The organism is Streptomyces sp. NPDC058295 (assembly GCF_042880655.1).
GTDB classification, from domain to species: domain Bacteria; phylum Actinomycetota; class Actinomycetes; order Streptomycetales; family Streptomycetaceae; genus Streptomyces; species Streptomyces coriariae.
On the sequence record NZ_JBHVYO010000098.1, the window covers coordinates 1 to 11559 of the forward strand.

At 68.0% G+C, this 11559-nt stretch carries 10 protein-coding genes and 4 pseudogenes; 5 read left to right on the forward strand and 9 right to left on the reverse strand.

Features of this window, described 5'->3' with window-relative positions; genetic code table 11:
* Positions 1-406: 406 nt before the first annotated feature.
* Positions 407-610: a hypothetical protein gene (locus ACFVYS_RS43350; protein WP_389511352.1), complete on the reverse strand. Its 204-nt coding sequence runs from the start codon at positions 608-610 to the stop codon at positions 407-409.
* Positions 611-849: 239 nt separating this feature from the next.
* Between ACFVYS_RS43350 and ACFVYS_RS43355 the strand changes: the two genes are divergently transcribed.
* Both ACFVYS_RS43355 and ACFVYS_RS43360 read left to right on the forward strand, forming a co-directional pair.
* Complete coding sequence (locus tag ACFVYS_RS43355; protein ID WP_389511354.1) at positions 850-1653, forward strand: pentapeptide repeat-containing protein; 804 nt, start codon at positions 850-852, stop codon at positions 1651-1653.
* Between the two features lie 62 nt (positions 1654-1715).
* Entirely contained in the window at positions 1716-2453 is a 738-nt protein-coding gene (locus tag ACFVYS_RS43360; protein WP_389511355.1) for a hypothetical protein, read from the forward strand.
* A 724-nt stretch (positions 2454-3177) separates the two neighbouring features.
* Here the strand turns inward: ACFVYS_RS43360 and ACFVYS_RS43365 are convergent.
* Positions 3178-3623: pseudogene (locus tag ACFVYS_RS43365) on the reverse strand (lamin tail domain-containing protein).
* A gap of 407 nt (positions 3624-4030) precedes the next feature.
* Between ACFVYS_RS43365 and ACFVYS_RS43370 the strand changes: the two are divergent.
* Positions 4031-4465, forward strand: a complete 435-nt coding sequence (locus ACFVYS_RS43370; RefSeq protein WP_389511357.1) for a hypothetical protein — start codon at positions 4031-4033, stop codon at positions 4463-4465.
* A 310-nt stretch (positions 4466-4775) separates the two neighbouring features.
* Here ACFVYS_RS43370 and ACFVYS_RS43375 read toward each other — a convergent pair whose 3' ends face one another.
* A complete protein-coding gene (locus ACFVYS_RS43375) occupies positions 4776-5072 on the reverse strand; it encodes a hypothetical protein (protein ID WP_389511359.1) in 297 nt (98 codons plus the stop codon).
* Between the two features lie 100 nt (positions 5073-5172).
* Positions 5173-5595, reverse strand: coding sequence for a MerR family transcriptional regulator (locus ACFVYS_RS43380; RefSeq protein ID WP_389511361.1), 423 nt, complete (start codon positions 5593-5595; stop codon positions 5173-5175).
* 55 nt (positions 5596-5650) lie between these two features.
* Here ACFVYS_RS43380 and ACFVYS_RS43385 point away from each other — a divergent pair, with 55 nt between their 5' ends.
* Entirely contained in the window at positions 5651-6622 is a 972-nt protein-coding gene (locus ACFVYS_RS43385; RefSeq protein ID WP_389511363.1) for an SDR family NAD(P)-dependent oxidoreductase, read from the forward strand.
* A pseudogene (locus tag ACFVYS_RS43390) lies at positions 6619-7112 on the forward strand (helix-turn-helix domain-containing protein); the annotation flags it as partial. The gene ACFVYS_RS43385 and the pseudogene ACFVYS_RS43390, both read left to right, overlap by 4 nt.
* A 13-nt stretch (positions 7113-7125) precedes the next feature.
* On the opposite strand, the pseudogene ACFVYS_RS43395 reads toward ACFVYS_RS43390, so the two are convergent.
* The 5 genes and pseudogenes from ACFVYS_RS43395 to ACFVYS_RS43415 all read right to left on the reverse strand — a co-directional run.
* A pseudogene (locus ACFVYS_RS43395) lies at positions 7126-7536 on the reverse strand (hypothetical protein); the annotation flags it as partial.
* 420 nt (positions 7537-7956) lie between these two features.
* Positions 7957-8655 carry a CDP-diacylglycerol diphosphatase gene (locus ACFVYS_RS43400; protein WP_359067469.1) on the reverse strand — a complete coding sequence of 233 codons (699 nt, stop codon included), beginning with the start codon at positions 8653-8655 and terminating at the stop codon, positions 7957-7959.
* Positions 8656-9451: 796 nt separating this feature from the next.
* Positions 9452-9934, reverse strand: a complete 483-nt coding sequence (locus ACFVYS_RS43405) for a hypothetical protein (RefSeq protein WP_389511367.1) — start codon at positions 9932-9934, stop codon at positions 9452-9454.
* A 71-nt stretch (positions 9935-10005) separates the two neighbouring features.
* Positions 10006-10272, reverse strand: a pseudogene (locus ACFVYS_RS43410) (hypothetical protein); the annotation flags it as partial.
* Positions 10269-10733 carry a hypothetical protein gene (locus tag ACFVYS_RS43415; protein WP_389511365.1) on the reverse strand — a complete coding sequence of 155 codons (465 nt, stop codon included), beginning with the start codon at positions 10731-10733 and terminating at the stop codon, positions 10269-10271. The pseudogene ACFVYS_RS43410 and the gene ACFVYS_RS43415, both read right to left, overlap by 4 nt.
* Positions 10734-11559 lie beyond the last annotated feature (826 nt).

Here is an 11559-nt window from a genome sequence, read left to right on the forward strand (position 1 = left end):
ATCCCACTCCGCGTTCGTCAGATCCCCGCGACCCATACAGTCAGCCTGACCCCAACACCCCACCCGCGTCAGGAGATCCGAGAAACAGCGCCTAGTGCTACCGCCTGTCTGCGCCGTGAGCTACCCAAGCTGGCACCTCTCCCGAGAGCGCTGCACCAGGTTGTTCAAGGCAGCTTGGACGATTTGGCCCACTCTGCTTGGACAAACGGTCCGTCGGCGACACAGAAGTGGCACCGCACCGGTTGGGGTGCGACGCCGTGAGGGCAGGCAGGAAAGATCAGGGCTTCCGGCGGGAAGCCAGATCGATCGGCGGTTCCACCGGTGTCGGCAACCGCTGGCCGTGTTCCATCGTCCTTCGGGTATGCCGCATCCGAGCCCTGCACCGTCCTCAACTCCGCCTGAGTGGTCACACTGTGGCCGCAGCACCAGCCCGGTTGACCCCGTCGGCTGCCGCGGCATCCACGTTGCCGGCCACACCGCGTGCCTCGCTCACCTGGACGCCGCCAACCGCGACACCTACCTGGCCAGCCTGACCCCAGGCACCGACATCGACCACCGCGGCACCACCTTCACCGAACCCCTTCTCGATGCCCTCCTCGCCGTCCTCCACGACCCAGCCACCGGGCACCACCGTCTTGGTACCGCCCGGTTCGATTCGGTGACCTTCGAGGGCAACGCTGGGCTCGGTTCGGTGATCTTTGAGGGCAACGCCGGGTTGGGGCGGCGGCCTTTGAGGGCGACGCCTGGTTCGGGGCGGCGGTCTTCAAGGGCGACGCCGACTTCGGGTCGGCGACCTTCCAAGGCGACGCTTGGTTCGATTCGGCGACCTGCGAGAGAAACGTCGGGTTTATGTCGGCGACCTTCCAGGGCTGCGCCGGGTTCGATTCGGCGACCTTCGAGGGCGGTGTCTGGTTCGGGTCGGCGACCTTCGAGAGCGACGCCCGGTTCGAGTCGGCGACCTTTGAGAGCGACGCCCGGTTCGAGTCGGCGACCTTCGAGGGCGACGCCCGGTTCGAGTCGGCGACCTTCCAAGGCGAAGCCAGGTTCAGGTCGGCAACCTTCAAGGGCTACGCCGGGTTTATGTCGGCGACCTTCAAGGGTGACGCCGGGTTCGATTCGGTGACCTTCGAGAGTGGCGCCGGGTTCGATTCGACGGCATTTCAGGGTTACGCCGGGTTTGGGTCAGCATCCTTCGAGGGTTATGCCGGGTTTGGAGCAGCGGCCTTCGAGGGCTACGCCGGCTTCAGGTCGGTGACCTTCGAGGGCAACGTCGGGTTCGGGTCGGCGACCTTCAAGGGCGGCGTCGCGTTCGAGTCGGCGACCTTCAAGCGCGACGCCCGGTTCGAGTCAACAGCCTTCGAGACAGCGTCAAGCCTCGGGCCGTTGGTGTGCGCCGGGCAGGTCACATTATCCGGGGCACTGTTCGGCGGCCCGGTGATCCTCTCGTTTGCCGCGCGCCGCCTGGAGTGCCGGCGGGCCCGCTGGTCCTCAACGGCTGAGATGCGCCTGCGGTTCGCCACGGTGGACTTCGCCCATGCAGTCTTCGAGTACCCCTCTCCATCGCGGCAGAGCCCGATCCATTCGTGCTCCACGACGGCCGACAGGTGGCAGAAGAGCTTTTTGCCGCCGCGTCCGACGCCGCGGTGCGGATAGTCTCGCTGCGCGGAGTGGATGCGGCGCACTTGGTCCTCGCAGGATGCCTGTTCACCGGGACCATGCACCTGGACCAGCTGCGCCTGGAGGGCACCTGCTCCTTCGGCACGGTTCCACCCGGTACGCGCTGGTGGCACGGGCGCCCCGTGCAGTTCACCCAGCGCCGCACGCTCGCCGAAGAGCACCACTGGCGCGCGAGCCAGCCGACATCAGTCCCGGGCTGGAGCGCGCCGGCTTCCGGCACCGGGCACGTCGGGCCGGCGCAGCTGGCGCCGGTGTACCGGGCGCTGCGCAAGGCGTTCGAGGACAGCAAGAACGAGCCGGGAGCAGCAGACTTCTACTACGGCGAGATGGAGATGCGCCGCCACGACCATTTCGGCACCACCCGGGCCGAACGCGGACTGCTGCACGGCTACTGGCTGCTCTCCGGCTACGGACTGCGCGCCTCACGAGCCCTGGGCTGGCTCGCTGCCGCCATGCTCGTCACCATCATGCTGCTGATGGGCTTCGGGCTCCCAAAGGACTCCCCGAAGCAGGAAGCGACCGGCACCGTGCCGCCTGGCGGAGGCAAGGTCACCTTCGAGATCGACAAGGCTGACCCGCAAAACCCCACAGGGGACAGCTTCAGCGGCGAGCACTTCGAGAAGGCCCTGAACGTCACCCTCAACTCGGTGGTGTTCCGCTCCTCCGGCCAGGACCTGACCACCGCCGGCACCTACATCGAGATGGCGTCCCGCGTCACCGAGCCCGTCCTTCTGGGCCTGGCGGTCCTGGCCGTCCGGAACCGCGTCAAACGCTGACCCCCCACCACCCGACACTGAAGACCCGGCACACCCGAACCGGCATGAGCCAGCGCAAGAAGGATTGCAGTGCCCAGGTCACAGCCCTACGCACCGAAATTTTCCGTGCGTCCGGAGAAGATTCACTGCGCTCTCAGGCCGGGACACTAGCTGATGCCGCGCTTCGACGTCGGGTTCGGAGCCATCGACGGCAGCGCGTCTGCCTGTGCTGGCCTCCAGGCAGGTCACCGACTCCCTTACGCAGTCTGCGGCCCAGCGCCTCGCGGTGAAGCAGCGGCCGTACGCACTCTGAGCGACCCACGGGCAGCCGATTCTTTACACGCCGCCGGAAATTCTTCTGCAGACATCGCGGACCTGGAGCTGCGGGACGCAACGGATACCGAGGTGGGACTTCGCGGTCTCGGGCAGCTCCAACCGCTTCAAGAGCGACAAGGACCCCGCGGACTGGCTGCCCGTCGAGGGCTACCGGTGTGAGTACGGCGGGGCGTGGGTGGCGACCAAGCTGCGCTGGCAGCTGCCCGCCGACCCTGCCGAGCGCGACGCACTGACCCGCCTGGCGGAGGCCTGCCCTGACACCACGGTCAGCTACAAGCAGGTGCCGCAGTGACCGTGGCCGGCGCATGACGCCGGGCGGCGTGCCCGCCCTTGGAGAGGGTGGGCACGCCGCCCGGGGTGTGTCAGGTCTGCCGAGCCGCCGCGCGGCTCCTGCGGGCCGGTGTGCGGGTCAGTGGCGGCCGCCGCGGCGGTGGCCCCAGGACTCGTCGTCGACGAAGCAGCCGTGGTCGTTGCGCAGGGTCGCGATGTCGTGGTCGCTGTTCCACACGTAGGCGCGGCGGTCCTGGTAGAGGTCGGTGCGGGTGTCGCGGCCCTCACCGGTGTGGATCCGAACCGTGGCGCGGCCGGCCAGGCGGTAGTGGTCGAAGGTGTACGTGTGGCCGGACTCGTCCCTCAGGGTCCAGCCGTCCAGGTTGACCGCGTTGCGGGTGGTGTTCGTCAGTTCCACCCACTCCTTGTTCAGCGAGCGGTTGGAGCGGTCGTCGCGTCGCGGGAGTCGTACTGCACGTCCGAGATCTCCACCTGCGGGTGGTGCGGGCGGGCGTGGTCGGCTGCGGTCGCGGGCAGCGCCGCCACGGAGACGAGGGCTCCGGCGGCGAGTGCGGCGGCGGCCAGACGGCGGGCAGCGACAGAAGCGGTCGAGGAGTCCCCCTGATGGTGCGGGCACCTTCCCAGAAGCGGCCGTCTCGGCCGCTGCGGAAAGTAGGTGCGGTGTGCGGGTGGCGGCCGGCCCGGCCGCGCACTCACACTCTGTCCAACCCGTACGGCAGTTGGGGAGGAATCACGGCCTATGTTTCTGTGACTCTTACATGCATCGTCCATTTATGCCGCGCATTCGCAATGTTGACGCCCCGGCAGGTTGCGGGCCCTTGCGGGAGTTGACCGCTCACCCGGGTGCGCCGCCCCGCCCCGCGCCGGGCGTCACCCGAAAGTGAGTAACACCCCAGCCGCTGGCCGGCCGTCACGCCGGCGCTCCGGCGCCGGTTGAGCCGTACCAGGACGGGCATGCTGGGAGGGAAACGATGGCCGCCGACGACAAGACCCTCGACCTGCTGAGGACCGTGGAGGCGCGCCGCCGTGGGGCGGAGCACGGCTGGGTGGTGGATGCGGTGCTGGCACCCGTGACACAGCGGGTGCTCAACCTCGCCGACCGCGGCCTCATCGAACTCGCCGACCGGGAGGAACGCGCAGCGCTCTGCGCATGGGAAGGCCGCCCCGTGAGGTGGGCGGCCCGCCTGGCACCCGACGGTCACGACCTCCTCCTCGACGCCGCCTCCCGCCCCCGGCACACCGCACCCACCGGCGGTCCCGGACCGGGACGCCAGCGGGTCGAGCTGTGCCTGTCCCAGATGGCCGCTCTGTGGCAGGCCGTCAGCCTCGGCGCGCGCCTGCGGCGGCCGCTCGCCGACGGCCTCTCCCCGACGAGGTCCGCACCGCGTGCTGCGACCACCGTGTGAAGCGGTGGGTCCTGCACCTGACCGACGCCCAGATCGCCTCCGTGGCGTACGTGCTCTGGCTGCACGCGACACCGGCGTCACCCACCGGCCCGCCCCCGCGCAGCGCACGGCGATTCCCGAGCGCACACCGCTCCTGCACCGCCCGCCATCGGCCGTACCTGGCGACCCCCACGCCTGACGGGGGCGGCGGGCGCGAGTGGTCCGGGCGGCGAGCGGCCCGTTGTGCGCCCCGCGGTGCGGCGTCCTCAGGCGGCGTGAGGTGAGGTGCTGAGCCGATTCCAGGCCCCAGGGTTAGGCCCCGTCGTTTGGATCAGGCCGTGGGGTGGCGGCGGGCGCGGAGCCAGTGGACACCCTTCACGGCGTAGACAGCGGTCAGGAGCGGGAAGCCTGCGAGGCCGAGCCAGAACCAGGGTTCCCCCACCATGAAACTCAGCAGGCTGCCGCCGAAGAGCAGCAGGGAGCCGACGACCTCCAGCAGGTCAAGGCGTGCCTTGAAACGCAGCGCGGAGTTGGCTTCCCGCAGTCGATGGATGACGGGGAAGAGACCGAGGACCTGCCATAAGAACAGAACGAGAAAAATCCAGACGAACCAGCCGGGTATGCCCACGGCGCGCACTCTATCGGCCGCCGGGAACCCTCCGGGGGAAGATCCAAAAGAAGCGCCTAGGTGTTGCGGGGCAGAAGGTTGCTGACGCTGCCGTGAGGTTTCAGGTCGTGGGGTCCCAGAGTCCTTCGGCCTTGCCGAGGGCGAGGTGGTCGGCGTAGACGCCGACCTTCCAGGTGATGACGGACCGGCACTCCTCCAGTGCCTGGATCTGTGCGTCGACGCGCCGCCGGTGGGCTTCGAGAAGCTGCAGGCGTTCCGCCTCGTTTCCCGGACCGTGCCGCACCAGCTCGGCGAACTGCTTAAGGTCGGCCAGCGGCATCCCGGATTCCCGTAGCTTGACGCAGATCAGCAGCCAGTCGACGTCGAGCGCGCTGTACCGTCGTCGGCCTCCGGAGGTTCGCTGGACCGGTCCGACGAGCAGTCCCTCGCGCTCGTAGAAGCGCAGCGCGTGGACGCTGAATCCGGTCTGCTCGGCCACGTCGCCGATGCTCAGTGGTGTTGCAGGAGTCTCGGTGCTAGCCATGCGTCGCAGTCTAGGACTTGATCTAGACCTCGCTCTAGATTGTAGCTTCGACGGCATGACCAGCATTGAGCAGCAGCCGCTCGGCTCGCCCTTCTCCCCCACCAGCACTGCCCAGGACGTCACCGCGGGCCTCCATCTGTCCGGCACGAACGCCGTGGTGACCGGGGGCTACTCCGGGCTCGGCCTGGAAACCACTCGTACCCTCGCGGCCGCCGGAGCCCGCGTCATCATTCCGGCGCGCCGGCCTGACATCGCGCGGGCCGCACTCGCGAATGTGAAGGGCTGCGAGGTCATCCCCATGGACCTGACCGACCTCGCCAGCGTGCGGGCCGCCGCCGCACACATCCGCGACTCCCTGGCCAGGCTCGACCTGCTCATGGCCGTCGCCGGAGTCATGGCCACTCCCGAACGGCGCGTGGGACCCGGCTGGGAGGGCCAGCTCACCGCCAACCACTTCGGGCACTTCGCCCTCGCCTGCGAGCTCTACCCGCTCCTGGCCGCCGCCGACGGTGCACGCGTCGTGGTCAACAGCTCCGCCGGCCACACCCTGACCGACATCCGCTGGCACGACCCGCACTTCCGCACCGGCTACGACAAGTGGCTGGCCTACGGCCAGGCCAAGACCGCCAACGCCCTCTTCGCCGTACACCTCGACACGCTCGGGTGCGGTGACGGCGTTCGGGCCTTCTCACTTCATCCAGGCAAGATCATCACCGGGCTGCAGCGGGAAATGGCACTCCAAGAACAGATCGACCGCGGGTGGGTGGACGAGCACGGCAACGTGATCGCCACCGACTTCAAGACCCCCTCCCAGGGCGCCGCCACCGGCCTGTGGGCCGCCACCTCCCCTCTCCTCGCCGACTGCGGCGGCCTCTACCTGGAGGACTGCGACATCGCCGGCATCTCCGCCCCCGATGCGTCCATGGCCGACGGCGGCGTCCGCGCCTACGCCATCGACCCCGATGCAGCCGCACGGCTGTGGGACCTGTCCATCGCCGCGACCGGCACCGCCCCGATCGCCCGATGACGTCACCGCACCGCAACGCACCACTGACCATCGAAGGCCGACGTCGCCTCGTCGAACGCTGCCGCGCCCGCCCGGTCGCGCACGTCGCCGCCGAGATGGGCATCTCTCGGGCGTGCGCCTCGAAGTGGGTCAACCGGTGGCGCCGTCATGGTGACCTCGGTCTGCTCGACCGTCCGTCGACCCCACGCCACATCCCGCATGCGACCCCGGCATGGGTCATCGAGAAGATCGAATCCTGGCGACGCCAGAAGAAGCGGTCCGCGCAGCGGATCACCCACGAGCTGGCCGAGCTTGGCTACCCGGTAACCGCCGCACCGTCACACGGCATCTGACCCGGCTGGGACTCGGACGCCGCCGGTTCCTCGGTCCGTGCGGAGCCAGCAACCGGACGCCGGTCAAGATCACCGCCCGCTGGCCGGGCCACATGGTGCACCTGGACGGGGAAGAAGGCGGCTGGCGTATCCACGGTCGCGACTCCAAACAGGCCAAGGCAGCAGCCGCGCGAACACTGCCCCGTCGGGGCCGGTCATCTTCTTGATCTGCCCGCCGGCGGTGTACTCGTACAAAGTGCGGGTGTAGTCGCTGCCGGCCGGGACCGGACCGCCGTACTCACGGCGCTCGGTGACCCGGCCGCGGGCGTCGACGAGCGTCAGCGTGCCGATGCCGCCTGCGGCGGCGGTGACGGCGGTGCGGTCTCCCTGCGCGTCGGTCTTGGTGCGCCACTTTTCCTGGTCGTAGACCCGGAAAATGGATTCAGTGGCGCGGCCGGCGGCGTCGAAGACCGTCTCGGTGGAGGCGGGGACGGAGCCGGGGTAGGTGTTGGCGAGGGTGCCCGAGGGTGCGTTGTTGTCGTGGACCTGACTGTTTGATATGTACGCCAGGCCACGGTCGTCGTAGAGGGTTTCGGAGATCACCAAAAACTCAAGGCCGGTGCGGAACCGAGGCAGGTCGGGCCGGACTTGTTCGCCACCAGGCCCCAGTCACCACCCACGGGTGGCCAGGACGCCACCACGTCCTCCGGTGACCACTCCCGCCGCATGAGCGCTCCCGCCACCTCCGCCGACTGCTCATTCGGCCCCGGGCCCGGGCCCCCCGGCCGCCGGCGCCACGCTGTGCCAGCGTGGGAGGCCGCGTGTGCGGTGCAGCCGAGCCGTTCCCGACACCGGTCTCCAGGCCCTGGCTTCCGACGCTTCCGCAGCAGCTGCGGCTACGCTCTGCGACAGGCCCTGACGCAGCCAGCAGCAAGGTCGAAGAGGTCGCGCAGAGGCGCTGTGCAGGTACTCGCCGCAGCCCACAGGCCGCTCACACCCCCGCCCATTGCTGCCTCGATCGCGTCAGCTGTAGACGAGGAGATGGTCGCAGGTACTGGAGCCCGCAGGGGATTTCAACCGCTCGTCGCTGTTCAGCACGTACCATCCGCCGCTCTTCTGCGGGATCAGGATCATTGTCTCGTCAGCCATGCTGGTCGGCTGCACATAGGACTTCAGGGCGGCGAAGAGATTGCTCGTGATCTGACCAGTCCGGATCACTCGGTACTGGCGCAGGTCATTAGGATTTTCCTTGGTACCGATCTGGACTATGGAGACCGGCCATTTAGCCCACACGTCAGTAATGATGCCCTTGCTCTTTTCCATTTCCAGCTTGTCCTGGGCGCCTTGCCAGAACGGTGCTATGTGGATGTGCAGTTGTTCTTGCTTGCGGGCGTACGCCGAGTTGATGCCCAGACCGACTTGGATCGGCGACACCGGCGAATCCTTGAAAGCTTCGGGGATCACGCCTATTGCGTCCTGCCAGTAGTCCCAGCCACCCTGTATGCACTCACACTCGATGCCCCTCACGCGGGCGGTGGGTACCAGCAGATAGTGCTTGCTGCTCCCAGCACTGCCATGCGCCACAACCGACCGGTGGCCGTCGCACGGAACGAACTTCTTCACCTCCGTCCAGAGGAAGTACTCGTCGCCGTCGTTCGGGTCGCCACACGGCGGCGCCGGCACCGTCGTCGTTGTCTCTTCTTCCCGCTGGTCCAGGGACATGGAATGCCTCCGTCGGGTCGCTGTCGTCCGAATGCGTTGATCGCGAGGCCTGTTATGCGGGCAGGCAGAGACACATCCAAAGCCCGTCGCGAGAGGTCGGACTGCCTATCTGCCCGACTCCCGGCGCCGCCGATGAGCGAACGCATATCTCGAACCGGGCAGCATCTGGGCCGCCCAGGAATCACGGGACCCATCATTCCCGCGAGCCACACCGATAACCGGCATACCCCACGATTCACCCGGACGGAGCAAGTCGGCTGGCGATGGTGACTCCCCGAGCGGATACTGACGCGGCGTCGTCGGTGCCGTCTACCCCGGCGAGCCCTGATCCACGCCCACGGCACAGGCGCCCTCCGCCCCGAGCGACGGTATCGGTGCGAGTTGGAGGTGCTAGCAGTGATCGGCTGACGGGAAGCGGTATAGCCCGGCTGCCGGGTGAGCGAGGCGTTGCTCGCCTGGTAGCCCGTGGCCTGTGGCCTGTGGGGAAGGCATGACGCATGACGTGGTCGCGCTGCTGCTCGATGGGGAGCACGCGTCGAACGTCGCGGAGGACCGGGGACGCGGCTTTGCCCGCTGTGCGGGTGCGGTCAGGAGCTGACGCCGATGCTGAGCGGGTTCGACCACTGGCCTCGAAGCCGGAGGCAACTGCGAAGCTGTCCATGGCACCCGTGAACGCCTTGGAGCGGAGCCGTTGGCCGGGGCTCCGTGTCACGTCGCTCCAGCCAACGCACCAGGGAAGGATGCCTCTTGAACTCCGGCTACGTCGCCGATGGGCGGAGCGCCCGCAGCTTCGTCCTCACCTCTCCCGAGCCGAGTCCATGGCTGTTCTGCGAGAACTCGCCGCCGATGCACAGGGGCCATAGGTGTGCCCGATCACCTTGACCATGGCCTCCTTGAGGGCATGCCCAGAGATCATCGGTGTACGGGCAATCTGGTCGATGTCCGCGATGAACGCTTCCAGCTTGCTGCGATACGTGCGCTCGTCCTCGATCGGTTCTTTCAGGTCGCTGAGCGCCCCGAGGTAGAGATCCCAGTCCTCGTGAGGTGTGCGCAGATCAACCACGCCTTCCTCGACTTCGACCAACCAGTTCGCTTCGATGGCCAGGTACCGGCAAAGATCGGCTGCCTCTTCATCCAGGCCAATGCATCGAGCCAGCTCATCCTCCTCGAACCGGACTCGGTGGTTGTGGAGGTGCCAGTCTGAAAGGCTCAGATCGATCCGCGAGGCCAGCTCGTACAAGAGGACCTTGACCATCTGGGGCAAGTCCGCATCAAGCATGGCAAGGACGAATTCCTCCCGGCGATCCGCGTTCCGCTGTCGCTGTCCTGAGTCTCCAGGGTTTGCGAGCGGGGATCGATGACGTTGAGGCGCGCAGAGAGCGGGGCGACTTCGATCACCTCGAGGTGCCAGCCACGTTCGGTGAGCCCATCCGTGAGGGTGTGGACGATCTCGTCCATCGGTGCGGGGTTCTCGGTGGCGACGTCGAGATCCTGGCTCGGGCGGGCGAGGAGTTCGTGCGCCTGGACGGCGTAGCCGCCGGTGATCACCAGGGGGTACGGGGAGCCGATGGCCAGGACGTCCGCCAGAAGGCGGGCGTGCAGATCGGGAAGCCTCACGCGGCCGCCGGACCCTCGTTGGTGCGCCTTTGCCGGGCCGGGGGCTGAGCGGGAGGTACGTCGGCCATCGCCCGTAGCTCCGAAAACCGTTCCTCCCACACACCGCGGACCGTGGTCGACACCAGGATCCGAAAGGTGGGCCACGACCGCAGGAGAATGTCACGGCTCAGGAGATCACATAGGTCCTTGCGCATACCCTCGGCCAGGACAGTGCGCCACAGGCTCATCCGCGGACGTTCATTGGCGAGGTCAAAGGCACGCAGCCCCGACCAGACCACGGTGCCAGGCGGTTCCACGACGCCTGCTGTCGGCCCATGCAGCTCATCCAGCGAATCCGGCAGCCTTCGCCGGAACTTCTCCCGGTACAACTCCAGATCGGTGCCGCCGGAGCCTGCACTCGCAACGGCACCAGCACCGGCATGGAACGGCGCGGGCACTGGGTACTGCGGTGGCACGGGCATGCTCCCAATTATGACGGCTACCAGCCGATGCCGGGCGGCAACAGCACGTACCGGCTCTCCACGCCCCTCCGTCCCAGGCAGCACGACGCCTCTACGAGCGTCCTCACCCGCCCGGTGACCGGGCCAGCCGGGTCCTGGCGCGAGTAGCGCGTGTGGCGGACCCAGCGGCGGTGTCGACGCTCAGAACCGCCCTGCGGTCCGGATGTCCTCCAGCCGGGCGCCTTGACCGGCAAGCGGTTCAGCACCGGGCGAAGTCTTGCGGCTGCCGCGCCCTGATAAAACGCGGGTGACCGGCTCGTGGGTGAACTACCGCTCTGGCCAGCGTTGTTCGGATCTACGGGATAGGCCAGGCGGGTCACCACATGCGAAGGTGTTCGACGAAATCGGGGGTACCTGGGCGGTATGCCGAAGTGGATGAAGAATGCGGGCCTTGCGTTGGCGCTCTACGGACTGCTGGCGGTCCTGATCCGATTCGCGAACGGTGGAATTGGCTGGGGCCCCGCCCTGCTGGCTGCCCTTGTGGCTACGCCGCTGGGGTTGTGGATGGTGTGGTTGCGCCGCCGTATGACGGAGCAGGCGCAGGACTGGGGGCGTCGGAAGTTCCGGCCGTGGCCCGAGGAACGGCGTCGCTGAGTCGCCGGCCGGACAAGGCGTCTGCGGTGCGGAAACGGTGGCAGGGCAGTCCCGTCGAGGCCCGCAGCGGGCGATGCAGAGGCTGCGGCCGAGGCTTAAAAGAGTGTTTTGTCCCGCAGAGGTTGTTTGGTTCGAGGTTCAGGTGTCGCGCCAGTTCAGGGTGGATTCGCGAGTGAGTCTGCGGCTTATGAGG